The sequence below is a fragment of the Pseudonocardia abyssalis genome (assembly GCF_019263705.2).
Lineage (GTDB): Bacteria > Actinomycetota > Actinomycetes > Mycobacteriales > Pseudonocardiaceae > Pseudonocardia > Pseudonocardia abyssalis.
In genome coordinates this window covers 6,103,809-6,130,711 of record NZ_JADQDK010000001.1, presented here as the reverse complement: position 1 = coordinate 6,130,711, position 26,903 = coordinate 6,103,809, and the positions used below count along the sequence as shown (strand labels likewise).

Below are 26,903 nucleotides of genomic sequence, written 5' to 3'. Positions count from 1 at the left end.
CGGAGGGCACCGCGTGCGTCGTCTGCTGGTGGTCGGCGCCCTCGTCGCCGTAAGCCTGCTCACGACAGTCGCCGCAGCGAACGCGGCCGAGGCCGGGGTGCTGGTGCTGGCTCAGGCCGAGTCGGTCGAGCAGGTGCTGGAGAACGTGCGCGGCTGGGTCGTCGGGATCCTGGCGTTGCTGGCCACGGTGTTCCTGACCATCGGTGGGGTCCGCTACATCCTGGGCAGCGGCGATCCTGGGGAGATCGAGAAGGCCAAGGTCGCCTTCCGCAGCGCGTGCGTCGGTTACGCCCTGGCGATCCTCGCACCACTGGTCGTCACGGTGCTGCAGGGCATCGTCGGAGCCTGACCGATGCCCCTCCCGACCTCACCGACCACACCCTGCCGGCGAGCCGCATCACCCGCATCCGCGACCGTGTCGCCCGACGTCGGACGATCGCGACGAGCAGAGCACGCCGCGAGGGGGTGGCGTCTGCTCCTGCGCGCACCGATCCTGCTCGCTGCGGTCTTCATGCTCGGCGCCGTCGGGCTGGCGACCGGGTCCTCCCAACCCGCGCCAGTGGCCCAGCACGCCGTCGCGCAACCACCGGACACCACCCCGGTACCGGTGCCGTTCTGTGAGGACGGCCTGCCGGTCGTCGAGTGCCTGGCCCCCACCCCCGCACCGGTACCGACCTTCCTGCCCCCGGACGTGGCGCCTGCGCCGACGGGCGATCCGGTCCCAGCTCCGTGCGAGGGCTTCGGGTGCCTTCCCGACGTACCCGCACCCGGCGTCGACCCGGGCGCGGTGGGCGGTCCCGCTCCGGGCGCCGAGGCGGCGGAGGAGCCGTGCGGGTTCACCGACCTCGGTGGCTGCGTCAGCAACGCGATCAACGCCTTCTTCCGCGGCGTGGTGACCGCGGCGCTCAACCCGCTGCTGGACCTGCTGTCGAACACGCTGCTCACCACACCTGAGTTGGACACGTTGCCCGGGCTCGCGGAGCTGTGGAGCAACTCCTGGCAGATCCTGCTCGCCTGCTACGGCCTGCTCGTCCTGGTGGCCGCCATCGTCATCATGTCGTTCGAGAGCCTGCAGACCCGCTACACCGCCAAGGAGATCGCCCCGCGGATCGTGGTCGGCTTCCTGGCCGGGGCGCTGAGCCTGTGGGTCGCGACCCGCGCCGTGGAGGTCACCAACGGCCTGTCCCGGGCGGTCATGGCCGGCGGGGTCGACCCGGCGGACGCGGGGCAGGCGTTGCGCGACATCACCCTCGGCTCGCTCAACGACGGCATCTTCGTGCTGTTCGTCGGGGTGTTCCTGATCGGGATGCTGCTCGCGCTGCTCGTCGGCTACGTCATCCGCGTCGCGCTCACCGTCATCCTCGTCGCCGGCGCGCCGCTCGCGCTGATGTTCCACGCGCTGCCCCAGACCGAGCACATCGCCTACTGGTGGTGGAAGGCGCTCGGCGGGTGCCTGGCGATCCAGGTCGTGCAGAGCCTCACGCTGATCACAGCGATGCGGGTGCTGCTGGCCCCCGGCGGGTTCACCCTGTTCGGGACGACCGAGAACGGGCTGGTCAACCTGCTCGTCGCGTGCGCGCTGATGTATGTGCTGTACAAGATCCCGTTCTGGGTGCTCGGCTCGATCCGCGGCGGGGGCGGGGGACGGTCGCTGATCGGGTCGCTGGTACGCGGGTTCATCGCCTACAAGACCTTCGGCCTGCTGTCGGGCCGCGGCGGCAAGGGCGGCGGAGGCCCGGCGGCGAACCGGGGCGGGCGGGGACGCGGCGGCCGGGCGGGCGGAGGCGGGACCGGTGACGGTTCCGGCGACGCCTACGCGAACGTGCGCGCCGACTCCGAAGGCCAGTACATGCTCCCGCTGAGCGGGCTGCGCCGGGTCCGCGCCGCCCGCCGTCCGAGCGGCGACACCCCGCCAGCACCGCAGGCAGGCGGGGCCGGGCAGGGCCGGCAGCTCGCGCTGCCGCTCGGCGAGGACTGGCCCGAGAACCGGCCGGTCCTCGGCCGCGACGGCCAGTACCGCCTGCCCATCGACGTGCCTCGCCGAGCCCGCACCCCGTCCACGCCACCGGGAACTCCGGATCGGAGCTCGGCAACGCCGGGACCCGCGCCACGGCGACGACGATCGGGCGTTCAGCTCGAGCTGCCACTCGACCCTTACCAGGGCAACCGGCCCGGCCGCGACGGCCAGTACCCGCTTCCGCTCGACGGCGTGCACCGGGTCCGCCGTGCCCCGGCCCCGACTCCACCGGCGCCACCGCGCCGGACAAGTGGCCCGCGACCGCGACAGCTCGAGCTTCCCTTCGACCCCTACCGGGACAACCGTCCCGACCGAGCCGGCCAGTACCCCCTCCCGCTCGACGACCTCCGCCGCGTCCCCCGCCGCCCCGCAACAACTGCGAGCCCAACACCGGCAGTGCCACCGGCACCGGCTCCGGTGCGACCGGCCGCCCCGCGATCAGGCGGTCAGCAGCTACGCCTCCCGATCGGCCTCCCCACACCGATCCGGCCAGCGGCAACCCCAGCACCAGCAGCTCCGGCGCCGCGTCCACCCGCCCGCCGCCGCGGCGGGGCGACCGGCACCACCCCCGCTCCCCGACCCGGAGCCGCCGCACCGGCTCGCGACGAGCCGGGTCCACCGCCCGCCTCCGCCACCCCGCCCGCGCGCCGCACACCACCCCCGGCCCGCCGCCCGCGCCGGTCCCGACCCGCAGACCCCACCGGAGGAACGTCATGACATCGCCCGTCCGGATCCCCGCCGACGTCGACATGGCCGACCGTGTGATCGGCTCGTTCACCGCCCGCCAGGTCACGATCCTCGGTCTGACCGGCCTCGTCCTCTACGCGGCCTGGGACGCGACCCGGGTCGCCGTGCCGACCGCGGCGTTCCTCGCCCTCGCGGTTCCGGTCGCGGTGACCGCGGTGGTCCTGGCGCTCGGGCGCCGTGACGGCGTGTCGATGGACCGCCTGTTCGTTGCCGCGATCCGCCACCGCCTCGCCCCCCGAACCCGCACCGCCCACCACGTCGACACCGGACCTGGTGGCAGTCATGACGGAAGGGCCCCGGCCTGGCTCGACGCCCGCGGCCGTCCCGCCGAGGAGCCCGCCGTCCGCGGACGGCGAGGGGTCCTGCGTCTTCCCGCCCGCTCGGTCACCGCCGGGAACAGCGGGACCGACGTCGGGGTGGTTGACCTCGGCACCGACGGGCTGGCCACGGTCGCGGTCGCGTCCACGGTCAACTTCGCGCTGCGCACCCCGGCCGAGCAGCAGTCCCTCGTCGCCGTCTTCGGCCGCTACCTGCACAGCCTGACTGCGCCGGTACAGGTCCTCGTCCGGGCGCAACCGCTCGATCTCACCGGGCAGGTCGCCGACCTGCGCACCCGCGCCGCCGATCTGCCACACCCGGCGCTGCGGGCCGCAGCGCGCGAGCACGCCGACTACCTCACCCGTCTCGGCGGGCACGCCGTGCTCCTGCGCCGCCAAGTGCTGCTCATACTGCGGGAACCGCTCGGCCCCGTTGGACCGGTGGACGGGCTCGGTGGGCCCTCACCGCTGGCGGCGGCTCGTGCCGGTCTGGCGTCGCTGACCGGCAGGCGCCACCCCGCGCGCCCGCCCGGTAGTGGCGCGCGCCGGGCCGCCGAGGCCCGCCTCGTCCGGCGGCTGGGCGAGGCGATGGAGCTGCTCGCCCCGGCCGGGATCACCGTCACCCCGCTCGACGCCGCCCGCACCACCGCAGTGCTCGCCGCCACGTGCAACCCCGACCCGCTCCTCCCACCGACACCGCGACGTGCCGGAACCGACGAGGTCGTCCACGCCGCGCCCGGTCCGACCTACTGGGAGGGCGACGACCCGGACGACGGCTACGACACCGACCAGGGGTACGGCGACTGGGACGACCCCGAACCCACCGCACCGGACGACGACGAGGACTGGGAGTACGAGGACTGGCCCGACGACGCGGACGACGTCGCGTGGGACGGGGGAGCCGGTGCTTCGCCGAACGCGGCGGCCCGGGGCGGACGGGCGAGGCGAACAGCCCCCGAACCCGAGGCGCTGAAACGGGATCGGAGTCGTCGGCGTCACGCGCCTCTCGCCCGCGGAGGGCAGCGATGAGGCGGGACCGGCGCAGGCCGCGCACGGCGGGCACGGCGGCGTCCGTGTTCGTGCCCGACACCCTCACCGTCGGCACCCGACACCTGGAGATCGGCGACGGCGAGCACGTCGCGTCGCTGGCAGTCGTCGGGTTCCCCCGCGAGGTGCACCCCGGCTGGCTCGACCCGCTGCTCACCCACCCCGGCCGGATCGACGTCGCCGTGCACGTCGAACCCGTCGACCCGGTCACCGCTGCGAGCAGGCTGCGCTCCCAGCTCGCGAAGCTCGAGAGTGGCCGGCGCTCCACCGCCGAGCACGGCCGGCTGCACGACCCGCACGTCGAGGCGGCCACGGAGGACGCCTACGACCTGTCGAGCCGGGTCGCCCGCGGCGAGGGCCGCCTGTTCCGGGTCGGGCTCTACCTCACCGTGCACGCCGCAGGCGCCACGGAGCTGGCCGACGAGGTAGCCGCGGTCCGCGCGCTGTGCGCGAGCCTGCTTCTCGACGCCCGCCACATCACCTTCCGCGCCCTGCAGGGCTGGGTCACCACCCTCCCGATGGGGCTCGACCCGGTGGGGATGCGCCGCACCTTCGACACCTCGGCGCTGTCCGCGGCGTTCCCGTTCACCAGCCCGGACCTGCCCGCGCCCGACCCCGCGAGCGCCGCCGTCGCGGACGGGGTGCTCTACGGCTACAACCTCGGCTCCCAGGGTCTCGTGCACGTCGACCGCTTCGCCGCCCACATGCACAACCACAACGCCGTCGTCCTCGGACGGTCCGGCGCGGGCAAGTCCTACCTGGTCAAGCTGGAACTGCTGCGGTCGCTGCACCGCGGCGTCGAGACCGTCGTCATTGACCCGGAGGACGAGTACACCCGCCTGTCCGACGCCGTCGGCGGCACCCGGATCGATCTCGGCGCGCCCGGGATCCGGCTCAACCCCTTCGACCTCCCGATCCACACCGGCCCCGACGGGCGCCGCCACGCCCCGCGCGACGCCTTCGCCCGGCGCAGCCTGTTCCTGCACACCGCGGTAGCGGTGCTGCTCGGCGAGCGCCCCGACCCGAGCGCGAGAGCGGCGCTCGACCGCGCGATCACCGCCACCTACACCGCCGCCGGCATCGTTGCCGACGACCCCGGCACGTGGACGAGGCCCGCTCCGCTGCTGCGCGACCTGCGCGACACCCTCGCCGACCCGGACGGACCCGCCGCCGCGAGGGAACTGGCCGACCGGCTGCACCCCTTCGTCGACGGCAGCTTCAACCGGCTCTTCGACGGCCCGACCACCACCCGCCCCGAGGGCCACCTCGTCGTGTTCAGCCTGCGCGACCTGCCCGACGAGCTCAAGGCCACCGGCACCCTGCTCACCCTCGACGCGATCTGGCGCCACGTCACCAACCCCGCCCTGCGCCGCCCACGCCTCGTCGTCGTCGACGAGGCGTGGCTGCTGATGCAGGACCGCGCCGGGGCCGAGTTCCTCTTCCGGATGGCCAAGGCGTCGCGCAAGCACTGGGCCGGGCTGACCGTCGCCACCCAGGACACCGCCGACGTCCTGGGCACCGACCTCGGCCGTGCGGTCGTCGCGAACGCCGCCACCCAGGTACTGCTCCGCCAGTCCACCCAGGCCATCGACGAGGTCACCCGTGTGTTCGACCTCTCCGCCGGGGAACGCCAGTTCCTGCTCTCCGCCGACCGCGGCCAGGGACTGCTGTCCACGGGCACCACCCGCGTCGCGTTCCAGGGCGTCGCCTCCGAGCTGGAGGACACGCTCTGCACGTCCAGCCCGGCCCAGCTCGCAGCGCAGAACCTCGCTGGGCAGGACATCGACGCAGGCCGCGGTGACGACGAGGAGGACACCGCGCCGGGCGGCGACGGAGACGGCTGGATCGACCTCGACAAGTCTCGACCTCCGGATCGGCGACGCCGCGAACGCGACTCCGCCTACGTCGTCCTCGACCCGTCCTGACCCCGGCCGAGCCGATCCAGCTGGACCAACCCCCATCACCCCACTCGGCCCGGAGGCCATGCCGTGCCCACGCCCACTCTTGTCACAACCTCGCGAACGACCCCCGTCGGCGGCCCGCTCGGCGACCTCCTGCGTGACCCGAGTGACACGCTCGGGCGGTGGTTCGCCGACACGCTCGGGCCGGTCGTGTCCGTGCTCGTCACGCACTGGCCGATCACGCTGGTGCTCCTCGCGGTCGTCGGCACGGTGACCGCGCTCGGGTGGCGGCGGTTCACGCGCCGCCGCGACGACCGGCTCCTCGCCGACGCCCGGCAGGTCACCGTGCTCGCCCCGCCCACGGTCGACCCGGCCGGCGGCGAGGCCCTGTGGGCGAACCTGGTCGGCCTGCTCCGCCCGACCTGGCGTCGCCTGCTCGCCGGCCAGCCGCACCTGGTCTACGAGTACGTCTTCACCAGCACCGGGGCAACGATCCGGCTGTGGGTGCCCGGCGCCGTCCCACCCGGACTGGTCGAGCGGGCCGTCGAGGCGGCCTGGCCCGGATCGCACAGCCGCACCGAACCCGCCGCCGCGCCCCTGCCGGCCGTCGAGCCCGGGCGACGGCGGGTGGTCACCGGCGGCGAGCTGCGCCTCGCCCGCCCCGAGGCCCTACCGCTGCGGACCCGGTTCGACGCCGACCCGGTCCGCGCCCTGCTCGGCGCCGCCGTCGGACTCGGGCACCACGAGACCGCCTGCGTCCAGGTGATCGCCCGCCCGGTCACCGGACGCCGCGCGGCTCGAGCCCGGCGCAGCGCCCGACACCTGCATGGCACGAACGGATCACCCGCCGGTCTCCTGGCCGGGGTGCTGTCCGAGATTCTCGACCTGGTCACCCCGCGCCCCCTGCGCCCTGCCCGCCGCACTGGCGCTCCCCCGGTGAGGGGAGCGCGTAGCGGGCCGGGCCAGGACCGGCAGACCGCACTCGACCTGTCGGCCCAGGCCCGGGCGGTGGTCGAGAAGCAGCGTGGCTCCCAGTACGAGACCGTCGTCCGTTACGCCGCCGCGATCGACCTGCCTGTCGACCTGGCGCGGAAGCACTCCGAGGACGATCCGGTAGCGAAGGCGCACGACCTCGTACGCGGCCGCGCCCACGCGCTGGCCGCCTCGTTCGCCTCCTACACCGAGCACAACCGCTACGGCCGCCACCGGCTGCGGCACCCCGCGGACGCCCTCGCCGCGCGCCGCCTCACCCGCCGGCCGCGCCTATGGGGAAGGGGACCGTGGGGGCGTGACGGCGACGTGCTGTCGGTGCGCGAGCTCGCCGCCCTCGCGCACCTGCCCACCGACGACCACGTACCCGGCCTGCTCCGCGCCGGAGCCCGCGCCGTCGCCCCTCCGCCGGGCATCGCCACCCCGAGCCCGGACGCCAAGCCTCTCGGGACCACCGACACCGGGCACGAACGTCCGGTCGCGTTGCTCGTGCCCGACGCCCGGCAGCACCTGCACGTCATCGGCGCCACCGGCTCGGGCAAGTCGACCCTGCTCGGCAACATGATCCTCGCCGACGCCGACGCCGGCCGCGGGATCCTGCTCGTCGACCCCAAGGGCGACCTCGTCACCGACGTCCTGTCCCGGCTACCCCGGCGCTGCGCCGACCGCGTCGTGCTCCTCGACGCCGACGCCCGCTCCCGCCCGCCCTGCCTCAACCCCCTCGACACCACCAGCACCGGACCCGGCACCCCGGCGAGCGACCTGGCCGTGGACAACCTCGTGTCGGTGTTCCGGCGGGTCTACGCCGCCTACTGGGGACCCCGCACCGACGACGTCATGCGCGCCGCCTGCCTCACCCTGGCTCTGCAGCCCGACACCCCGACGCTCGCCCAGCTCCCCGGCCTGCTCGCCGACCCCGCCCGCCGGGAACGGCTCACCGCCGCGGTCACCGACCCCGTCCTGGCCGGGTTCTGGGACTGGTACACCCAACTGTCCGACGCCTCCCGCGCCCAGGTCGTCGCGCCACTGCTCAACAAGCTCCGTGCGTTCCTGCTGCGCCCCTTCGTCCGCGAGGCCATCGCCGCCGGGCCCTCCACCATCGACATGACCACCGTTCTCGACGGCGGCATCTGCCTCGTCCGTATCCCCAAGGGCTCGCTCGGCGAGGAGACCACTCGCCTGGTCGGGTCGCTTGCCGTCGCCGCCGCCTGGCAGGCCACCACCGCCCGCGCCCGCACCCCCCAACGCGACCGCGCCGACGCCTCGCTCGTCATCGACGAGTGCCACAACTTCCTCAACCTGCCCTACCCCATCGAGGACATGCTCGCCGAGGCCCGCGGGTTCCGCGTTGCCATGACCCTCGCCCACCAGCACCTCGGACAGCTCCCCCGCGAGCTGCGCGAGGGCTTCTCGACCAACGCCCGCTCGAAGATCTACTTCAACGCCGGCCCGGAGGACGCCCGCGACCTCGCCCGCCACACCGCCCCGCACCTGACCGACCACGACCTGACCCACCTCGGCGCCTACCACGCCGCCGCCCGCCTCGTCCTGCACGGCGAGCAGGCCCCCGCGTTCACGCTGCGCACCCGGCCCCTCCCGGCACCGGTGCCCGGCCGGTCCCGCGAGATCCGGGCCGCGGCCCGGACGGCCGACGCGGCGCGCGCCCATGCCGCCCGCGAACGGGCCGCGAACGGCCGCGCGACGGCGACCACTGCTGCCCCGCCGGACCGGCCCACGACGGACGCGGTCGACCCGCGCCGCCGTGGCTGACCCGGCACCACCACCTACGGAACGGAAGGCCGCACGATGATCACCAACCCGATCCAACAGCGAACTTTGCGTGGAGTCCTCCCGAGTCACCCGACCGCGCGGCCCGGCGGGCGCGTCCGCGACAGCGCCGAACACCAGGCCGCACTCGCGTGGCGGCTCACCCCGCGCGACCACTGGATTGTCGCCATGCTCGCCGAGCACCGCGTCCTGACCGCCACCCAGATCACCGGCATGGCCTTCCCCTCGTTCCGGGCCGGACGCCAGCGGCTCCGCGAGCTCCACCAGTGGTCGGTCGTCGACCGGTTCCAGCCCTTCGCCACCGTCGGCAGCGCCCCCATGCACTACGTCCTCGCCCCCGCCGGAGCCGCGGTCCTGGCCGCCACGCACGGCCTCGAACCGCGTGAGCTGGGCTACCGCCACGACCGCACCCTCGCCATCGCCCACAGCCTGCAACTCGCGCACACCATCGGCGTCGCCGAATGGTTCGCCTCCCTCGTCTCCGCCGCCCGTCACAGCACCGGAACTGCGCCGACGGCACTGGAGACCTGGTGGTCGGAGACCCGGTGCACGCGCCTGTTCGGCGACCTCGTCCGCCCAGACGGCTACGGCCGCTGGACCACCAGCGGTCGCCGCATCGAGTTCTTCCTCGAGTTCGACCTCGGCACCGAGGCCCTGAGCCGGGTCGCGGCGAAGCTCGCCGGCTACGCCGCCCTCGCCGCCGCCACCGGCATCACCACACCGCTGCTCGTCTGGCTCCCCACCCCCCGCCGCGAGGCCGGGGCCCGCACCGCCCTGCACCGCGCCTGGCGCCACCTCGACCGGCCCACCGCCGTCCCTGTCGCGACCGCCGCCGCCGGGCTGCTCGACCCCCACGCGCCGAATCCCAGCCCGGCCGACCCCGTCTGGCTCCCCCTGCACGCCACCGGCACCGGCCGGGACGGCGCCCGCCTGCCCCTGCACCGCCTCCCCGACGCCTGGCCCCACCTCGACGGCCCCCACCCCAACGGCCCAGATCCCCTCGACGCAGCCCCCGTGCAGGCAGGCCCCACCGGCATGACCGACAGCGGCACCGGACCCCACCGGCTCCCCGCCCCGTTCCCCATGCCACCCGCCCCCTCGCCACGCGGCACAACCACCCCGGCGCCGTGAGTGCGCGGATCGGGGCCGCGCTCCTCGCGGTCGTCGTCCTGCTCCCGATCCTCGTCCTCGCCGCCGTGCAGAGCGCCGTCACCTCCATGTTCGGCGCGAGCAGCCCCAGCTCGAACGCGCTGGCCGACATCCCCGCCGACTACCTCGCGCTCTACCGGCAGGCCGCCCCGACCTGCCCCGGGCTCGACTGGTCGGTCCTCGCCGCGGTCGGCAAGGTCGAGACCGACCACGGCCGCTCCCCACTACCCGGGGTCCGCGACGGCGAGAACGCCGCCGGCGCCGGCGGGCCCATGCAGTTCCTCGCACCCACCTTCGCCGAGGTCGTCGCCCGCCACCCGCTCCCGGCCGGCGGCGCCCGGCCACCCTCGCGCTACGACCCGCACGACGCCGTGCACGCCGCCGCCCACTACCTCTGCGACAGCGGCGCGAGCACCGGCGACCTCAACGCCGCCCTCTTCGCCTACAACCGCGCCGGCTGGTACGTCCGCAAGGTCCTCGACCAGGCCCGCGCCTACGCCGCGACGCAACCCACCGGGACCGGGGACTGCAACGCCATCGCCGCCACCGGCCCGGCCACTCTCGCCGCGATCAACTACGCCTGCGGCCAGCGCGGCCTGCCCTACCTCTGGGGCGGTGACGGCCCCGACAACGGCGAGGCCGGGTTCGACTGCTCCGGCCTCACCACCGCCGCCTACGCCGCCGCCGGGATCACCCTCCCCCGCACCGCCCAGACCCAGTACCTCGCCGGCCCGGCCGTCCCCGAGGGCGCCCCGCTGCTCCCCGGCGACCTGGTCTTCTACGGCACGCCCGGCACGACCGTCACGGCCCGCATCCACCACGTCGCGCTCTACCTCGGCGGCGGACAGATGATCAACGCACCCCGCTTCGGCGAACCCGTCCAGGTCGAGCCCTACCGGTGGAACGGCGACGACTACGCAGGCGCCAGCCGACCCGCCGGAGTCCCCTCCTGAGCGGTGCCCGGAGTCGTTTGCGCTGCTCCACGAGGTGCGCACGCTCCGCTTGACATCCCCGACGAAGGAAGCGTCCATAGGTCCGTAGCCCGCACCACCGGCAGCGCACCGGGGGCCACACGCTCCGGCCGGGGCATGACCACCGCTTCGCACCACCGACGACACGGAGCCCGTCATGTCCACCAACACCACCCTGCCCGACAACGCCAGCACCACCGAGCACGGCGACGTGCGCCCCGACGGCGACGACCGGCCCGCCACCGACCGCACCGCCACCGCAGCCGATCATCTGTGGGCCGCGCTGCACGCCCGTCCCGGCGGTACCGCTGAGGAGCTGTCCACCGACGCCGGGATCGGTCGGTCGACCGCCGCGAAGATCCTCGCCCGCTGGGTCACCGACGGCACCGCGGTCCGGATCCCGACGGAGGGGAAGCGTTCCGCCTCCCGCTTCGCCGTTCCCGCGTCCGCCGACGCCTACCTGCCCGACAACACGAACGGCAGCGCGAAGGACGCCAGCGACCCGCACACCGGCCGCATCACCAACACGCCGGAGGGCGTCGGCGACACGGCCACGGACGGTGTGGGCGATGCGGATGCCGCTCCGTGCGGTGCCGAGGACCCCGCCGAAGCGGTGACCGGCGTGACGGGTACAGCGACCGACCCGGCCATCGGTACCGAAGTCGGTTCGGAGGTGGCAGCCGACGCCCCATCCACGCCCGCGACGGGCGTGCACGACGACGGGACGACGGATACGCCCACCTTCGACACGGCAGACACCGAGGAGAACCCAACGGAGGGCGCCGAGCCCGACGACGCGAACCCGGCTGTCGCGGCGGCAGTCCGCGGACCCCGGCTCGCACCCGGTGCCCTGCACGGCATGGTCGAGGACTACCTGCGCGATCACCCCGACGAGGAGTTCGGCCCGACGAAGATCGGCCACGAACTCGGCCGCTCCACCGGCGCGGTCGGCAACGCCCTCGAGCGCCTCGTGAAGGCGGGCTACGCGGTACGAACGAAGGACCGACCGAAGCGGTACGCCCTGGCAACGGCCGCAGCCACCGACCTCGACACCGCCGGGGAGGACGGCGCGTAGCCGAATCGACTACTCGAGCCGGTCGCAACGGGCGGGCACCGACGGCAGCAAACCGTCGGTGTCCGCCTGCCACTCTTCCCCTGCACTCGGACGCGGCCTCGTTGCTGGCCGCCGCTGGAGGCTCGGCCTCCACGCGGCGTCCAGGCTCACCGCTACTCGGCATGCGCGCGTAGGACGACGGCTGGCGGCGTGTCGACGGCCTCGCGCGACTGCTCGACCCGACCTCGTGCAGACCAGACGGTCGGCGACATGCAGACGATAACCTCATAGATGGACTGACTAGTTGACAGGCCGTGCGCGCGATGCGAGGGTGGTCCGGTACCCGGATAGCCGGGCCCGCTAGTTGAGGAAGGTACACCACATGCCTATCCACATCACGCTCACCAGGAAGACCCGCATCGATGACCCCACGGACGTGCTGGGCCGCACCTACTTCGGCTGGGACCCGGATGCGACCGCGGAAACCAACTGGGCGGCCAACCGGGGCCACTGGGTGCTCGGCCAGCGCGCCAGGGGTGAGAGGTACGTCCTGTTCTCGTTCGTCGACGATCGGGAGATCGTCATGGCGGCCGAGATCGATGACATCGTGGAGGCCACGGACAAGCCCGGCAAGAAGATCATCGAGGGTGCTCTGCTCCAGCCGGGCCACCCGGTCTACGAAGCCTTCGTCGGCCAGCCCCAGCCCGAGTCGGCGCGCGTCCGCAACCCCGTGACCTATCTCGACGTGACGGTCGGCGGGTGGCTCTGCGGGTGCGGGTGCGGAGCCGAGATCTATGTCGGCGAGTTCGTACGCGGTCACGAGCAGACGGCACTGCACCAGCGCGTCGCGCGCATCGGCACGATCCCGGAGTTCATCCGCTGGTTCGACACCTTGGAAGCTGGTCAGTCCCCCGAGACGACTCGCGCAACCGCGATCGCGGTGGAAGGCCGGCTCGAGCTGTCGGTGACCGCGAAAGGCGCTACGACCCTGAGGTTCACTCCGGTCCCGGCCTGATCGGCGTCACCCCGACCGGGGAGACCGGTTGCACGAGAGGCACGCCCACGTCGTCGACGTGTCCAGCTCCGAGTCGCCGTCGGGACCCGGCGACGCCCGACGCTCCGACCCGGACCACCGTTCCAGCTGGTCCGGGTCGAGGCGTGGTCCGTGCGGGCGTTCAGTCACCGATGAGACCGGCCGATCTCGCAGTGTGGGCCGTGCCCGGGGTCGCCGAAGAAATCCTCCGGCAGGTCCGGACGGTCGCCCTCGTCGTCGGGGTCCGCCTCCCCGGGCGGGACGGGGCGGGTACCGGCCGAGGTCGACCAGCCCGGCCACCGTCGTCATGGGCACCCGGGCGCAGTGCAGTCGGGGCATTCGTCGAGGAGAAAGGAAGCCCACCCAGCCCGACCTCGGGGATGAACGCTAGATGGTGGCGGGGTCGTCGGGGTCACGGACGGCGAGCAGGTGCCAGGCGTGTCCGGCCGTAACGGCGGCGGGGTCGTCGGTGACGACCACGCGGGCGGCGGGCACGCCCAACATGAACCGCCACGTCCCGGGCCATCCGGGCGCGGAGGTGCCGCAGGTGTGCGGCGGTGCCAACCGGTGGCGCCCGGGTCGGCCGGGTTCGGTTGTCGGAGGTACGGGGTGCCGGACCCCCGTCGGGCGGTCCGGCACCGGGAACGGTCAGCGGGTCGCGCGGAGGGCAGCCGTGGCTGCGCGGGCGATCTCTCGCGCGGTGGTTGCCGGGTCCGTGAGCGGGAGGACGGTGGCACCGTTCAGCGGCTCGACGGGTCCGCGCGGGGCGAGCCAGAGCACCCCGCACCCGGCCGCGCGGAGCCGGTCGACCCGGGCCTGCGCGGCCGCGCGGGGGGTCGGACAGAAGATGCCGTCGGACACGACGACCAGCAGCCGCGCCGCGCCCGGGGAGGCCAGCCCGAGGGCGCCGTCGAGGGCGGCGATGGCCTCGTCGATGACCTCGTACCCGTCCGGGGCGCGGAACCGGGTCACCCGGTCCGGTACTGCACCTGGGCGGGTGATCGCGTGCACCGCCTCGCCGAAGGCGACCGTGGCCGTGGTGGCAGGGACCCGGGTGTGGGCGGCGGCGTTCGCGAGGATCCACGCCGCCGAGGTGACCGGTCGCGCGAACTCGCGCATCGAGCTGGACACGTCGCACGCGATGCCCAGCCGCAGCGGCGGGGTCGGCACGGCGCGGCGGGTGGTGCGGGTGAACGGCTCCGCGGTCGGCATCGCCCCGGCCGCGCGCTGGGCGTCGGCGGCGAGCGCCCCGCGCATCCGCAGCCGCCCGGGCGGCATCGCCGAGGTGGTGCGCGTCGCGACCCGGTCCCGGACCCCGGCGGTGTCCAGCACCCGGCCGACCTGACGCGCGGCGCGGCGCTCGTCGGCGGTGGGCGCGCGGGTGCCCGCGATGACGTCCCGGGCCCCACCGCCGGGGGCGCCGGTGGTCGCCGCTCCGGTCCCGTCGTCGGTGGCGGGGCCGAACACCCGGGCTGCGGCGGCCCCGGCGGCCGGGTCACCCGCCGGGCCGGTGGCAGGGGCGCTGGACGTTGCGGGGGTGCCGTCGGCGGCACCGGGGACCGGTTCGTAGGCGACGGCCGCATCGATACGGCGCAGCGCGTCGGAGATCGCGCCGCTCATCGGCGACGGCCCGACGGCCGGGCCCGTCCCGTCTCCGGTCCCGGGGGCACCGTCCGGTGTCCCGGGGGCCGTGTCGGTCCCGGCGTCGGGGTCGACGCCGAGGGCGTCGCACCACCGGCGGCCGAGGTCGATCATCGCCTCGGCGTCGTCGTCCGGGGTGGCGTGCGCGGCCGTCCATATCTCGCGGAGGGTGGCGAGGGTGTCCTCGCCGAGGACGTCGGTGACGACTCGGGCGACCGACTCGACCTCGTCCGGGTTGAGGATCCCGGCGTCGACCCGGGCGAGCAGGAGCGCGGCGGCCCGTCCGGCGTCCGCGCGGCTCACGCCGAGGGTGCGGGTGGGGTCGGTCAGCCCGGACTCGTCGAGGATCAGGTGGGTGGCCGAAGCACGCAACCAGCGCCGGTCGTCCGGGCGGCGTGCGACCTGCACGGCCTCGATGCGGGACTCCTCGAGCTCCTCGGCCGCCGCCGCCGCGCCCGGGGGCGCGCCCGGGGGTGGTTCCCAGACCGAGTGCGCGGCGTGCGCGCACTCGTGCACCAGCAGGCCCCATGCGGGCCCGTACCGGGCCCGGTCCCCAAGCCGGTGTGGGGTGACCGTCGCGGGGTCGACCCCGCCGAGGTGGTGGCCGTTGACCTCGATCCGCGCCAGGGTCGGCAGGAAACATGCCGGGGCGCCCCGCCCGGCACCGGGGGCGATGGTGACCAGCAGGTCGTCGCGGTCGGCGATGACCGGGACCTCGTCGGTCATGGCGGCCGACAGGACGAGCCAGGCCGGGTCGGTGACGGCGACGGCCGGGGTGTCGGGGTCGGTGGTCGGGTCGGTGATCAGGTGGGCGCTCATGACGGGCTCCTCCGGGGGTTCGGGTGTGGTCGGTCAGATGCGGGTGCCGAGGGCGAGCGGCGCGTACTCGACGCCGAACGCGTCGCGGACCACGGTGGCGACGATCTCGCGGTCCTCCTCCGGGGCGACCCCGACGATGTTCCCGGCGGCCGCCTCGACACCGAGGACCTTCGCGATGCGGTCGAACGCGATCAGCTCCCGCAGTTGCGGGGCCCACCCGACCTCGCCTCGCCGTTGCCGGGTTGCGAGGTTCCGGGCCGCGCGCACGGCCCGCCGGTCGACCTTCAGCGCTACGGCGAGGTCATAGTCCGACGACACCTGGATCTGCGCGGAGAACCGTGACGACAGGGCGTCGGTGAGGACCGCGCCGTGGACCCCCGGGTTGTGCCCGGCCACCACGTAGAACCCCTCGGCGGCATCGACGACCTCGCCCCCGTTGGCCTTCACGATCACCTGACGGCGCCCGTCCATCGCCGGGTACAGCGTCGCGAGGACGTTCGGGGGGATCAGGGTGGCGTCGTCGACGAACAGCGGGCGGCCCTCGCGCATGGCCCGGATCAGCGGGCCGTGCACGAACACGTAACGGCCCTCCGGGGTCTGGGTGTACTCGCCCACGATGTCCGCGACAGTGGTGTCACCGTCACCGGGCACCGTGATCAGGTCACCGAAGGCCGCCTCGACCACCGAGGTCTTTCCGGTCCCGGGCGGGCCGTAGAGCAGGGCGGGCACCCCGGCCGCGCGCAACTTCCGCAGCGCCGTCACGTCCGGCACCCCCGCCACCGTCCGCGGGTGGTAGAGCTGCCCGTTCGGACGCGCCACCGGCCCCGTCACGGGCGCGTCGTCGGGCGTCGCGACAGCCCCAGTGGTGGTTGCGGCGGGTCCCGCCGTCGGGGCGGGGGCCGGGGTCGGGGCCGGGGTGGACGGGCGGGGTGCGGCCGGGCGGGCCGGGGCGGGCGGCACGGAGGCGAGGCGCCCGGTGCCCGGGGTGCCGCGGTAGCGGGCGGGCCGCTCGGAGACCAGCTCGGCCTCGCCGTGCGCGGCGAGCACGGTGAGCGCGTTCGCGACGGCCCCGGACGACCGACTCAACGCCCGGGCGACCTCCCCGGCCGTGAACGTGTCGGTGGGCGCCTCGTCGAGGTGGACCGCCACCTGACGGCGCAGCTCGCCGTTGGGCAGGCGGCCGGGGCGCCCGGTCGGTGCGGTGGTTGGGGCGGGGGCTTCGGCGGGTGTGGGCACGGCACGAGTCCTTTCGCGTTTCCGGTGAGGCGCAGAAACCGAGGCGATCGGGTCGAAACTCGTCGATCCTACGACGGTCGACGCATTCCCCAGGGTCGGGGGCTGCCTCTGCGACGACCTAAATATAGCTCTGCCGCGCCCACTCTTCAACACTTTTCCGCGCCATTTCAAGACTCTTTAAGGATATCCGCGAATTCAATCCAGGCCCTGCGGAACAGCCCATCTTCACCGGGAACGCCGGCGACCAATGGGAAGGTATGAATGCAGCCCGACCGCGGCGACCAGTCCGACATGACATCGACAGAGGAAGAATAGCGAGAGAAGCAGTAGTAGGAAGCAGGAGATTTGAGGAGGGAGAATAAGAAAGAAATGAGGGAGAGGCAGATATGAAGATATAAAGAGAACGAAGCAGCCCGACCCGATGTGAAGTTACTCCTGAGGGGAGGCGAGTCTGGGACACCAGGTGATCCGTCTGTGGACGTCCTGACATGCCCGAGGTGCACCACGGACGGGATCAGTCCTGGCCTCCACCACGAACTGATCCCTTAGCGGATCCCCCAGGTGAACCCCCAACGGCGGCCACGACGATCGGTGTTGATCTCCAGCGTCCGTCCACTCTCGACGGAGCAGCAACCGTCCCGCGCTGGTCTGTTCGAGTGAACCTTGTCCGTTCGCCCACGGCGACGCACCCCGCCAGGAACGGTGATCCCTTCGGGCCGAACGGCCGACATCCGTTCGGGCCGGTACCGGGAAGACCCACGAAGGGGACGGCGAGGCGAGGCAACGGAGGAACGATGAAACCCGATGACAGATGTTTCCTGCGGGACGCGGCTGCCGTCAAGCACATCTTCGGCGACAAGTGGACGATACCGGTGATGGTCGCGCTGGCCGGCGGCCCGATGCGCAGGTCGAAGATCCTCACAACGGTCAACTCCTACGCGATCGACGAGAACTGGCGGGGAAAGGCGACGGTCCTGCACGACCGCATCCTGAGCAGGACGCTGCACAAGATGGTGGCCGAGGGACTCGTCGCCCGTCAGGAACTGCCGGACGTCTTCCCGCGACATGTGCGGTACGAGTTGCTCCCCGAGGCGGCCGACTTCCTCGACAGGGTGCGGCAGGTGGTGGGCTGGTCGGAACACAACGCGCACGTGGTGGCGAACGCGCAGGAGTTCCACCGTCTCCAGACCGGGGAGCCGGACGGCTGCGACCATGAGGTGTGTGATCTTCCCGCGAGTGGTTGAGCTCCGCATCGTGTAGCGGGGTTCAACCGGCACGAGCCGTACCGCCCGGGGGCACGCTGCCACTGTCGTCGGCGCCCCGGGGAACGTGCTGTTCGGCGGCGCCCCGCGACTGGAGACGCCGAGCGAGGTCGATCGTGTCGGCGTCCGGCTGATCGCCGATCTCGCCGAGCCGGGCCGTCAGCAGCGCCAGCGTCCGGGAGATGGCATCCAGCCGCCCGAGTCGGCTCTGCAGCCGCATGATGTCGCGGTAGATCATCTCGTTGATGGGGTCGAAGGCCCTGGCGATCTCCAGGAGGTCGAGAGTGCGCTGCGGGTCGCGCGGGACGAGCGCTCGCGCGAGCGCCGCGGCGGAGTCGATGGCGTCGCGCCGGACCGCCTCGCGAGCGATCTCGATCCAGGGGTAGGGCGTTCCCTCGGCGAGCTCGCCGCCGTAGGTCTCGACGACGAGCTGGTCGGCGTCGATGCGCTCCTCGTCGGTGCCGGCGGCGCGTCGGGCGGTCACCGCGGCGTCGAAGCGCCAGTAGTCGACGTCCACCAGATCGGGGTCTAGGCAGAAGCGGCCGTCGCTGTTGCGGACGATGTCGCCGACCTCTTCGCCGGTGACCTGGGTCAGGGTCTGACGCAGCCGGGTGAGTGCGGTGTTGAGTGAGTTGGTTGTGCGGCCGGGCGAGCTGCCGGGCCACAGCGCGGCCGCGACGGACTCACGGCCGACTCCGTCGGGGTGCAGGGCCAGGTGCACGAGCAGCTCCCGTGCCCGAGGCTGCAGGCGGCCGGTGATCTCCACCTCCGCCTCGACCTCGTGCGAGCCGTAGCCGGCTGGGTCAGAACTGTCCGGATCGCGACGGGGACGCCAGTGCAGTCGGGGCGGGCCGAGGACCACGAGCCGGAGCGGGAGTACGCCGAACGTCGGCTCGTCCGTCGAGCGGGCGACGTGGGCCGGAGCGCGGAGTGGCGCATGTTCGGTCGAGGAAGGCGGATCGTTGCGCTCCTCGATGGACGGCGGACCGATCTCGAGAGAATCCGCCACCTTCGCGCCGATGGCGCTCCGGTCCGGCGCGGCGGTGCCGGACGCGGTGTCATGGAACAGCTCGACGATGCGGACGGCGGCATCGCGGTCGAGGGTGAGCAGACGTGTGCCGCGCAACGCGGCACACGGGCCCGGGCCGGTCGCTGTGACGGTGCCGTCGCGTCGGACGTGCACCGTGCTGCCCGATCGCCACTGGCCCAGCAAGAGCGCGCTGATCCCGAAGTCGGAGCCGTTGTCGAGGACGGCCTGCAGCCGGGCGTTGTCACCGGCGATGCGCGCGACCAGGACGAGGACGGGCATGGTGTGGTCAGTCGGCGGGTGTGCCGCACGGGCGACGGACTCGGACTCCAGGACGTCGAGCGCGCCGTCCAGCGTGTCGTGGACCTCGATCCCGGAAGGAAGGTCCCCTGTCGAGCCGAGGACGCCGATAGAGTCCTCGCGCGGAACGAGGAGGCGGACGACGGGGCCGCCCTCGTCGAGGTCCGGGCGCTGGTCCACCGCCCCGTCGAGGACTCCGGCGATCAGAGTCAGCAGCAGCGCCCGGAGCGCGTCGGGGGCACCGGGGCCGGCCAGACCGAGGCCGCGGGTGCCTGCCGCCGCCAGCGCGATCCGCTGGGCGTCCTCGCCCGGCGTCGCTCCCCCGGCCGCGGGCGTGGCCGGGCCGGACCTGGTGTCGGTGCTCGCGAGCTGGTCGTCCTCGTCGCGTCCGGGGTCGGGGTCGTCGTCAGGACCGGGATCACCTTCCGGGTCCGGCTCGTCGGGATCCGGTTGGTCGGCGCGGAGGTGGGCCAGCCGGAGCTGGTAGACCACCGGTGCGGCCGGGAGGTCGTCGCGCCGCCCGCTGCCCGGACGGTAGCGGCGCCGGTGTCGGCGCCGGGCCGCCATTAGGGCCGCGCTGACCGCCGCGGCCAGCCCGAGTCCGGCGAACGCGACGGGATCCCAGATCAGCGCCGGAGCGCCGCCGCGGGTATCGGCGTGCTCGTCTCCGCCCGCCGGCGGGCGGACGGGGCTCCCCGTCTCCGGGATCGACGGCCCGGGGATCGACGGCCCGGTCGGCAGCGGTTGCATCGGTTCCTGGGTGGGGGTCGGTGTCGTGGGTGGAACATCCGGGCCTGCCGGAGGTCGCTCGTCGGGAAGCCCGTCGACCTCTCCGGGCGGCAGGACGAGCTCCTCGCCCGGGAAGATCAGGCTGGGGCGGGTGAAGGTGCCACCGCCGGGCTGGGGTTTGCCGCGGTTGATCTCGAAGATCTCCGGCCACCGGGCCCCGCTGCCCAGCGTGCGGTCGGCGATCCGCCACAGGGAGTCGTGGACGCCGGTGACGGGGTCCGGGACGCGGACGACCACCGAGTGCGCCGACTCCGGCTCAGCGTCCTTGCCCGTGTGCGCGGCGTCTGTGTGTTCGGTGCTGGTCCGGTCAGGCACCGTGAACGCGACCGGCATCAGCGGCCCGGCCTCCGGCCGGGCGGGTCCGGCCGTCAGCGCGACGGGCCACGCGACGGCGGCCGAGCGGGCGTCACGCAGAGGAAGCCGGTTGCCGAGGATCGACAGGACGACCGCGCCGACGAGTACGGCGGCCAGGGCGTGCGTGGGCGACAGGCGCACCCGGCTCGGCACCCGGACGTACCCGGTGCCGCGGGTCAGCAACGCGGCGGTGCAGCGGACCACGTCGAGGGTGAACGCCGCCCACGCCAGCCAACAGGCGCAGGCGAGGATGTCCAGGAGCAGGCCGCTGCTCAACGGGCCGAACAGGTGCAGTTCCAGTTCGGTGCCGGTGGGCAGCCGTTCGGGCAACGGCCAGCCGACGTAGCGGGCCAGCGCCCAGGGCACCCCGGCCACCAGGACGGCGAGCAGTACGGCGGCCGACGCACCGCGAATCACGCGACCGGCTCGCCGGCGCGTGCGGGGTCGGCTCTCGGGCCGTGACGGTCGGGCCATCGTGTGCTCCTCTCGACTGGTCGGATCTCGGTCTGGCGCGGGGATCAGGCAGCCCGGACGGTCACGGGTCCGCGACGCCCACGCCGCCCTGCGGTACGGCCCGTGCCTCTCCGGACACGGTCAGCTCGGTGACCCCGGCCAGCCCGAGCAGGCGCGGGACATGGGTCGCGGTGACCCGGACAACCACACCGCCGTCGCGCAGCGAGACCTCGCCCTCGGCACCCGCGGCGGCGAGCTGGGTGCGGGCGGCGGCGACCGCGAGGTCCGGAACGAGGACGAGTCGCCCGGTGGCGCGGTAGGTGCCGAGATCGATGGCCTGCGCACCCGCGCGGGCCGCCGCCTCGGCCTGCCCGACGGCGCGGACCTTGGCAGCGAGGGCGAGTCCACCGTCGAGACCGAGACCCGCCAGCGCGAGGACCCCGGTCATCAGCACCACGACGAACGCGGTGACGCGCCCGTCGTCGGCTCGCCACCAGACGGTGCCGCACGGACGGAGCCGCGACCTGGGACTCATGGTGCGACCGCTGATCGGAAGGAGTCGACGGGCTCGGTGGCTGCCGCGGTGACCTCGGTGCGTCCGGGGACCCCGAGCAGGAGCCCGCCGGTGAGATCGACCGAACAGGACACGGTGACGGTGACCGTGCCACCGGCGCGGAAGCCCGAGGTGTCGGTCGCGACGTTCAGGTCGGCGCAGCTCGGTCCGGCCGAGCCGAGCGCTGACGCGGCGAGGTCGTCGGCCGCACGCTCGGCGCCGGCCGCGCTCCGTTCGATACTGGCCGCGCGGGCGGCCTGGTGCGCGGCGGAGTCCAGGCGCAGCCGGGCGTCGACGACCCGGTGGGCGACCACGGCGACGAGGACCAGAACCATCACCAGCACGGGGGCCAGCAGCGTCAGCTCGGTGGCCGCCGAGCCGCGGTCGGCGCGCCACCACCCTGTCCACCCCCGTGTCCATGCGGTTCCCGGGCGCTGCGGCTGCGACCTCACGCGATCGGCCGCTCGTCGGAGGTGAACCGTTCGACCGGTCCGACGGCGACGGCCCGAACAGGGAGGACGAGGAACGGCACGACCGGGGTGACCGTGCCGCTCACGGTGACGGTCACCGACGTGGCGTCGCGGGTGGTCTCGACGAGGGGTGCGGCCAGCGGCCCGCCGGCGAGCTGCGCGAGCAGTTCGCTCGCCTCCCGGGTCCCGTCCGCACCGGTACCCGCCACCGTGCGGGCGGCACCGAGCCCCTGCGCGGCGGCGGCCTGGGCGACGTGCGAGGCGTGTGACCAGAGCGCGAACTGCACGATCAGCATCAACATCAGCAGCAGCAACGGCGTCGCCACCGCAAGCTCCGCGGTGGCCGAGCCCCGGTCATCGTCCACGACCTGTCGGAGCCGCTGTCGCACACCACCCGCCGTCGTCATCCGCCGACCAGGCTGATCCCGTTGGCCGCCTCGGTGACCTTGGCGATGATGATCGCGATGACGATCAGGGCCGCGACGACGAGCAGCCCGGTGACCACGACCGTCTCGGTCGAGTACCCGGCGTCGGGGTCCCGCCGCACCGCCGCCCACCGCCCGCGCAGGTCGACGAGCAACGCGTCCCACCAGCGCGCCGCCACTCGTTCCGGGGCCAGGTGGCGCGGCTCCTGGTCCGGCTTCTCGTTCATGGTCGTCCTCCTGTCGTAGAGCCGTGGCGGTTGTTCAGAGCCCGTTGAGGATCTGGCCGATCGCCGGGTAGGTGATGAAGGTCAGGAAGCCGAGGAACAGCAGCATCACCGGCAGTGACATGCGCTCGGTGGCCGACTGCGCCCTGGCCTCCGCGTCGGTGATCTGGTGCGCCCGGAAAGAACCCGCCCGGGCGGCGAGGCTGGCCCGGACCCGGGCGCCCTCGGTCCCCGCGAGGCTCACAGAACCGGCCAGCTCGGCGAGTTCGTCGACGCCGATCTCCTCGCCCAGACGCCGCAACGCCGTCCACGCGGTCACCCGGGTCAGGTGGGCGGTCGACAGCGCGCCGGCCAGCCGATCGAAGGCCCAGCCCTGCCCGATCGTCACCGATCCGGTGAGCGCGCTGTCGACCCCGGCGCCACCGGCCAGGGTTATCCACACGAGGTCGAGGTAGGCGGACAGGGCGTGCCGGAAGTCCGCGCGCATCTCCGCGGCGCGCCCGCGGGCCCGCAGTTCCGGCCACAGGAATCCGAGCGCGGCGAACACGACCCCGCCGATCAGCGGCAGCTCGGCGCCGAACGGGATGCCGGCCGCCGCGAGCAGGAGCTGGACGATCGTCGGGGTCACGAACCCGGCCAGCGACAGGAGCGCCTTGCGCGCGAGGTGCTCCGCGACGGGTGTGCCGGTGATACGCAGATCCGCGGCTACGCGCGCACCGGGTAACCCCGCGCGATGCTGCGCCACGATCAGCGGGCCGAGGAGTCGGGCGAAACGGCCACCTGGCGACCCGATGTTCTCGGGCTCTGCCGGGGCGTCAAGGGTGCGCGCCAGTAGCTGACCCAACGTCGGCCGCGGCGGATGGGCCCAGACCGCGAGCGCCCACAGACCAGCGCCGAACCCGGCTCCGAGCAGGACCGCCCACAGCGTCGTCGTGCCCAGCAGCGTCGAGCCCAGCGCCGTCGAACCGGACGGGCTCCCCCAGCCGGTCATGATCCGGGCCTGCCTTCCAACTCGCGCCCAGTGGCCCGTCCGGATCCGACAGGATCGCGCGATGCGGGGCCACCCGGTTCGTCGCCGTCGTCCGAGATCAACCTTCCAGCCTCGGGGACGACCGCGATCGATCTGAGCCATCCGAACCCGGCCGCGAAGAGCAGGCCGACCATGAGCAGGACGGCCTGGCCGGTCACCGAGTCGTACGCGGCGAGGTAGGGCCGGTTAAGTAGCACCACGGCCACCGCGAACGCCGTGGTGGTGCCGACGACGACCCGGACCGACGTACGGGACCGGGCCCGACCGGCCTCCACCCGCATCCGCATCGACGCCCGTTCCCGCGCGGTCGCGGCGAGCGCCCCGAGGAGGTCGGTGAGCTGGCGGGCCTGCTGCTCGGCGGCGATCACCAGCGCCGCGACGACGAGATCCGCCGTCGGGTCGGCGAGGTCGCGGGCCAACAGCCGCAGCGCCGGCACGAGCCGCACGCCGCGGTCCAGGCGCGTCGCCAGCGCGGCGACCTCCTCGCGGATCGGTGTGGGCGCGAGCGGGGCCGTCGAGAGGATCGCCTGTTCCAGCCCGGCCGCCGCAGACAGGGTGTCGCGGATCATCTCGGTCCAGGTGGCGACAGCCTCGATGCGGGCGACCCGCTGCGCGTGCCCGACGTCGGGCCCGAGCACCCGCGGCAGGAACCAGCACCCCGCGGCGACGAGCACCGCCCCGACGACCCACCCGGTGAGCACCGCCGTGACGACAGCGGCGAGCACCGCGCTCCCGGCCCGCGCGACCACCTCGCGGCGGTTCCACCCGCGGTCGCGCAGCCAAGTGGCGAACGCGGCACCAGCAGAAGGGACGGGCTGCCGAGGGATCATGCCGAGGAACACCAGGAACAGGCCCAGCCCGACCCCGGCGCCGAGCAGGGCGAGCACCGCGGTCCGGCCCGGGTTCGCGACCACACCGGCGGTCGGTAGGTCGAGGGACAGCAGCGTGAGCTGCGTTGAGATGTTCATGACGGCCACCCGTCCCTGACTCGGGTGAGCAGCATCGGGTCGAACCCGGCGTCCGCGAGGTCATCGAGCGTGTCCGAGCGGATCGCCCCGGCGACCGGACGAGCACGGCGCTCGGAGTCCGGGCGAAAGATCTCGTTGGACACGACTTGTGGGCCGTCGGCGCCGACCACCTCACGGATCGACGAGACCACTCGTGTGCCGCGGCTGCCGGGGACGCGGGCGAGGTGGACGACGAAGTGCACCGCCCCGGCGACGAGCAGGTTGGTCGCCTCCAGCGGCAGCCGCTCCGGGCCCTGCGCGGCGTAGGAGGCGAGGCGGGTGAACGCGATCGCCGAGCTGGAGGCGTGCAGCGTGGCCATGCTGCCGTCGTTGCCCTGGCTCATCGCGTTGCACATCGGGATGACCTCGGGCCCGCGGATCTCCCCGACGATGACCCGGTCCGGCGACATCCGCAGCGCCCACCGCACCAGGTCGGCCTGGGTCACCGCGCCCTCGCCCTCGACGTTGGCCTCGCGGGCCTGGAACGCGGTCACGTCGGCGTGCACGTCCGGGTCGGTGTCCAGGCCGAGCTCGAAGGCGTCCTCGATGGTCACGATGCGTTCCATCGGGTCCATCTCCGCGGCCAGGGCGCGGAGCAGGGTGGTCTTTCCCTCGCCGGTGCCGCCGACGATGACCAGGTTCTTCCGCGCGCCCACACACGCCCGCAGGTACCGGATCAGGACCTCGTCGACGGTGCCGCGCCTACGCAGCTCGTCGAGCGTGACGCGCGGGAAGCGGTGTCGGCGGATCGACAGCGAGGTGACGCCGCCCGCCGTCACCGCCATCACCGCGAACAGCCGCTCCCCACCGGGAAGCTGCAGGTTGACCGACGGGCTGCCGTGGTCGAACCGCCGTTCCTGGCTCGACGCGCGGGCCGCGAGCAGCCGCACCAGCTCGGTCAGCTCGTCGTTGGACCGCGCGATCGGGCCCACCCGCTTGCGCAGCCCGTCCGCGTACTGGACAAAGACGCGGTCGAACCGATTGGCGTTGATCGTCTCGATCCGCGGGTCGTCGAGGAGCGGCTGCAGCCCGGCCATTCCGAACAGCTCGTCGACCACCTCGGCGACGACCCGCCGCTCACTCTCGGGCGACACCAGCGGCCGGTTGGCGGTCAGCTCACGCTCCGCGAACGCGTTCACCGCGCCGTCGACGATCTCCCGCGCCAGGGCCCGGTGCCCCTCCGGTGTCGTGCGGACGCCGGTGCGTCGCCGCTGCTCCTCCACCCGGCCCGGGAGCTGGGCGGCCAGGACCGAGCGGACGTGTTCCCGCAGCCGCCGCTCCGCCGCCTCGGCCGGCCCCCGTGACTCCCGCGCGTCGTCGAACGTGCCGCTGGCGAACGGCACCAGTCCGCTCCGGCGCTCGCCGCGATCGCGCAGCGGCACCACCGCCCCCGGCTCCGCATGGTCGCTGCGTCCCGCCGGGTTCGACCGCCGGGTCTCGCCGCTGTCGGTCATGACGCCCTCCCAGCCACGTTCGAGTCGTTCTGGCGGCGCGCGGCCGCACGCCGCCTGGCTCGCTCCGGCCGCCCGACGGTCGTCGGAGCGGGGGCGCCGGGCGCCAGAAGGTCCGCGATCTCCCGCGCGGACCGGCCCAGCAGGGACCGGCCGGGCCCGCTGTGGTGCCAGCGCAGCACGCTGCGTCGCCCGGACAGCACCGCTGCGCCCCGCGGGTCGAACGGGACCCGGGCCAGCGGCGCGACGCCCAGCTCGCGGGCCACTGCGGCGATCGAGTGGCCCCGGTCCTTGTCCCGGTCCGCGAGGAGCAGGACCGGATGCCGCGACCACGCCCCGATCTCCGGGATTCGACGGGCGAGATGCGCCAGCTCGTCGGCATGCGCGCCGGTCAGCAGGACCATCACGTCCGCCGACCGCAGCAGCGGCATCACCGGCGATCCCGGGTCGGCCCGGCCGCAGTCGGCCACCACCACCGCGCCCGGGTGCGCGGCGGCGGCGAGCAGCGGACCCAGCCCGCCGGCCGGGTCGGGGGCCGCGAGTACGGCGAGCGCGCCACGGGCGCGAGCGGCGTCCGGCGGGGACGCGACCACCAGCACGTTCCCGGGCAGGGCCTGGGCGTGCCGCCAGAGCAGCTGCGCGTCCTCGCCGCGCCCTCCGGCTACCCCGCCACGAGCGGCGGCGGCGAGGCTGAGCAGCCCTGGCGACTGCGCCAGGCCGAAGCGCATCGCGACATCTCCCCCCGCGGGGTCGGCCTCGACGACGACCGCTCCGGCCGGGTCGGGCCAGCACGCCGCCAGCGCGACGCACAGGGTCGTCACCCCGGGCGACCCCTTCACACTCGCCAC

At 74.0% G+C, this 26,903-nt stretch carries 21 protein-coding genes; 10 read left to right on the top strand and 11 right to left on the bottom strand.

Annotated features, from left to right (window positions below):
- Window positions 1–13 precede the first annotated feature (13 nt).
- The 9 genes from I4I81_RS30190 to I4I81_RS30150 all read left to right on the top strand — a co-directional run bounded on the left by I4I81_RS30190 (window position 14) and on the right by I4I81_RS30150 (window position 12,996).
- Complete coding sequence (locus I4I81_RS30190; protein ID WP_218605856.1) at window positions 14–349, top strand: pilin; 336 nt, start codon at window positions 14–16, stop codon at window positions 347–349.
- A 258-nt stretch (window positions 350–607) separates the two neighbouring features.
- A complete protein-coding gene (locus tag I4I81_RS30185; protein WP_218616487.1) occupies window positions 608–2,734 on the top strand; it encodes a TrbL/VirB6 family protein in 2,127 nt (708 codons plus the stop codon).
- On the top strand, window positions 2,731–4,110 hold the full coding sequence (locus I4I81_RS30180) for a PrgI family protein (protein ID WP_218616486.1): 1,380 nt from the start codon (window positions 2,731–2,733) through the stop codon (window positions 4,108–4,110). The genes I4I81_RS30185 and I4I81_RS30180 overlap by 4 nt, the downstream gene beginning before the upstream one ends.
- The gene (locus I4I81_RS30175; RefSeq protein ID WP_218605680.1) at window positions 4,107–6,053 is read left to right on the top strand and encodes a VirB4 family type IV secretion system protein; all 1,947 of its coding nucleotides are present in this window, start codon (window positions 4,107–4,109) and stop codon (window positions 6,051–6,053) included. Before I4I81_RS30180 ends, I4I81_RS30175 begins: the two co-directional genes overlap by 4 nt.
- Before the next feature lie 63 nt (window positions 6,054–6,116).
- Window positions 6,117–8,789 carry a type IV secretory system conjugative DNA transfer family protein gene (locus I4I81_RS30170; protein ID WP_370467235.1) on the top strand — a complete coding sequence of 891 codons (2,673 nt, stop codon included), beginning with the start codon at window positions 6,117–6,119 and terminating at the stop codon, window positions 8,787–8,789.
- A gap of 36 nt (window positions 8,790–8,825) precedes the next feature.
- Window positions 8,826–9,938 carry a replication-relaxation family protein gene (locus I4I81_RS30165; protein WP_218616485.1) on the top strand — a complete coding sequence of 371 codons (1,113 nt, stop codon included), beginning with the start codon at window positions 8,826–8,828 and terminating at the stop codon, window positions 9,936–9,938.
- Window positions 9,935–10,909, top strand: a complete 975-nt coding sequence (locus tag I4I81_RS30160) for a bifunctional lysozyme/C40 family peptidase (RefSeq protein WP_226363641.1) — start codon at window positions 9,935–9,937, stop codon at window positions 10,907–10,909. Before I4I81_RS30165 ends, I4I81_RS30160 begins: the two co-directional genes overlap by 4 nt.
- A gap of 175 nt (window positions 10,910–11,084) precedes the next feature.
- The gene (locus I4I81_RS30155) at window positions 11,085–12,002 is read left to right on the top strand and encodes a hypothetical protein (RefSeq protein WP_218606086.1); all 918 of its coding nucleotides are present in this window, start codon (window positions 11,085–11,087) and stop codon (window positions 12,000–12,002) included.
- 361 nt (window positions 12,003–12,363) lie between these two features.
- Window positions 12,364–12,996, top strand: a complete 633-nt coding sequence (locus I4I81_RS30150) for a hypothetical protein (RefSeq protein ID WP_218606085.1) — start codon at window positions 12,364–12,366, stop codon at window positions 12,994–12,996.
- Between the two features lie 666 nt (window positions 12,997–13,662).
- Here the strand turns inward: I4I81_RS30150 and I4I81_RS30145 are convergent.
- Both I4I81_RS30145 and I4I81_RS30140 read right to left on the bottom strand, forming a co-directional pair.
- A complete protein-coding gene (locus tag I4I81_RS30145; protein WP_218606189.1) occupies window positions 13,663–15,474 on the bottom strand; it encodes a VWA domain-containing protein in 1,812 nt (603 codons plus the stop codon).
- A 33-nt stretch (window positions 15,475–15,507) separates the two neighbouring features.
- The gene (locus I4I81_RS30140) at window positions 15,508–16,710 is read right to left on the bottom strand and encodes an AAA family ATPase (protein ID WP_218616484.1); all 1,203 of its coding nucleotides are present in this window, start codon (window positions 16,708–16,710) and stop codon (window positions 15,508–15,510) included.
- Between the two features lie 794 nt (window positions 16,711–17,504).
- Between I4I81_RS30140 and I4I81_RS30135 the strand changes: the two genes are divergently transcribed.
- Entirely contained in the window at window positions 17,505–17,954 is a 450-nt protein-coding gene (locus tag I4I81_RS30135) for a winged helix-turn-helix transcriptional regulator (protein ID WP_218600953.1), read from the top strand.
- A gap of 22 nt (window positions 17,955–17,976) precedes the next feature.
- On the opposite strand, the gene I4I81_RS30130 is transcribed toward I4I81_RS30135, so the two are convergent.
- The 9 genes from I4I81_RS30130 to I4I81_RS30090 form a co-directional block, all read right to left on the bottom strand.
- Window positions 17,977–20,859 (bottom strand): BTAD domain-containing putative transcriptional regulator, encoded by a 2,883-nt coding sequence (locus I4I81_RS30130; protein ID WP_218600954.1) that lies wholly within the window; start codon window positions 20,857–20,859, stop codon window positions 17,977–17,979.
- A gap of 118 nt (window positions 20,860–20,977) precedes the next feature.
- Window positions 20,978–21,430 (bottom strand): pilus assembly protein TadG-related protein, encoded by a 453-nt coding sequence (locus tag I4I81_RS30125; RefSeq protein ID WP_225924735.1) that lies wholly within the window; start codon window positions 21,428–21,430, stop codon window positions 20,978–20,980.
- Window positions 21,427–21,900, bottom strand: a complete 474-nt coding sequence (locus I4I81_RS30120) for a TadE/TadG family type IV pilus assembly protein (protein WP_226363640.1) — start codon at window positions 21,898–21,900, stop codon at window positions 21,427–21,429. The genes I4I81_RS30125 and I4I81_RS30120 overlap by 4 nt, the downstream gene beginning before the upstream one ends.
- A complete protein-coding gene (locus tag I4I81_RS30115; protein ID WP_218600955.1) occupies window positions 21,897–22,325 on the bottom strand; it encodes a TadE/TadG family type IV pilus assembly protein in 429 nt (142 codons plus the stop codon). The genes I4I81_RS30120 and I4I81_RS30115 overlap by 4 nt, the downstream gene beginning before the upstream one ends.
- Window positions 22,322–22,570 (bottom strand): hypothetical protein, encoded by a 249-nt coding sequence (locus tag I4I81_RS30110; RefSeq protein WP_218600991.1) that lies wholly within the window; start codon window positions 22,568–22,570, stop codon window positions 22,322–22,324. Before I4I81_RS30110 ends, I4I81_RS30115 begins: the two co-directional genes overlap by 4 nt.
- Window positions 22,571–22,604: 34 nt before the next feature.
- Window positions 22,605–23,558: a type II secretion system F family protein gene (locus I4I81_RS30105; protein ID WP_218600956.1), complete on the bottom strand. Its 954-nt coding sequence runs from the start codon at window positions 23,556–23,558 to the stop codon at window positions 22,605–22,607.
- Complete coding sequence (locus I4I81_RS30100; RefSeq protein WP_218600957.1) at window positions 23,555–24,565, bottom strand: type II secretion system F family protein; 1,011 nt, start codon at window positions 24,563–24,565, stop codon at window positions 23,555–23,557. Before I4I81_RS30100 ends, I4I81_RS30105 begins: the two co-directional genes overlap by 4 nt.
- Window positions 24,562–26,058, bottom strand: coding sequence for a TadA family conjugal transfer-associated ATPase (locus tag I4I81_RS30095; RefSeq protein WP_218600958.1), 1,497 nt, complete (start codon window positions 26,056–26,058; stop codon window positions 24,562–24,564). Before I4I81_RS30095 ends, I4I81_RS30100 begins: the two co-directional genes overlap by 4 nt.
- Window positions 26,055–26,876: a MinD/ParA family ATP-binding protein gene (locus I4I81_RS30090; RefSeq protein WP_218600959.1), complete on the bottom strand. Its 822-nt coding sequence runs from the start codon at window positions 26,874–26,876 to the stop codon at window positions 26,055–26,057. Before I4I81_RS30090 ends, I4I81_RS30095 begins: the two co-directional genes overlap by 4 nt.
- Window positions 26,877–26,903: the final 27 nt, after the last annotated feature.

What these genes read in the sequence shown, in the direction of transcription:
- I4I81_RS30180 (WP_218616486.1), top strand. Translation starts at nt 2,731, where the DNA reads ATGACATCGCCCGTCCGGATCCCCGCCGACGTCGACATGGCCGACCGT.
- I4I81_RS30175 (WP_218605680.1), top strand. Translation starts at nt 4,107, where the DNA reads ATGAGGCGGGACCGGCGCAGGCCGCGCACGGCGGGCACGGCGGCGTCC.
- I4I81_RS30165 (WP_218616485.1), top strand. Translation starts at nt 8,826, where the DNA reads ATGATCACCAACCCGATCCAACAGCGAACTTTGCGTGGAGTCCTCCCG.
- I4I81_RS30155 (WP_218606086.1), top strand. Translation starts at nt 11,085, where the DNA reads ATGTCCACCAACACCACCCTGCCCGACAACGCCAGCACCACCGAGCAC.
- I4I81_RS30150 (WP_218606085.1), top strand. Translation starts at nt 12,364, where the DNA reads ATGCCTATCCACATCACGCTCACCAGGAAGACCCGCATCGATGACCCC.
- I4I81_RS30145 (WP_218606189.1), bottom strand. Translation starts at nt 15,474, where the DNA reads ATGAGCGCCCACCTGATCACCGACCCGACCACCGACCCCGACACCCCG.
- I4I81_RS30135 (WP_218600953.1), top strand. Translation starts at nt 17,505, where the DNA reads ATGAAACCCGATGACAGATGTTTCCTGCGGGACGCGGCTGCCGTCAAG.
- I4I81_RS30125 (WP_225924735.1), bottom strand. Translation starts at nt 21,430, where the DNA reads ATGAGTCCCAGGTCGCGGCTCCGTCCGTGCGGCACCGTCTGGTGGCGA.
- I4I81_RS30115 (WP_218600955.1), bottom strand. Translation starts at nt 22,325, where the DNA reads ATGACGACGGCGGGTGGTGTGCGACAGCGGCTCCGACAGGTCGTGGAC.
- I4I81_RS30110 (WP_218600991.1), bottom strand. Translation starts at nt 22,570, where the DNA reads ATGAACGAGAAGCCGGACCAGGAGCCGCGCCACCTGGCCCCGGAACGA.
- I4I81_RS30105 (WP_218600956.1), bottom strand. Translation starts at nt 23,558, where the DNA reads ATGACCGGCTGGGGGAGCCCGTCCGGTTCGACGGCGCTGGGCTCGACG.
- I4I81_RS30100 (WP_218600957.1), bottom strand. Translation starts at nt 24,565, where the DNA reads ATGAACATCTCAACGCAGCTCACGCTGCTGTCCCTCGACCTACCGACC.
- I4I81_RS30095 (WP_218600958.1), bottom strand. Translation starts at nt 26,058, where the DNA reads ATGACCGACAGCGGCGAGACCCGGCGGTCGAACCCGGCGGGACGCAGC.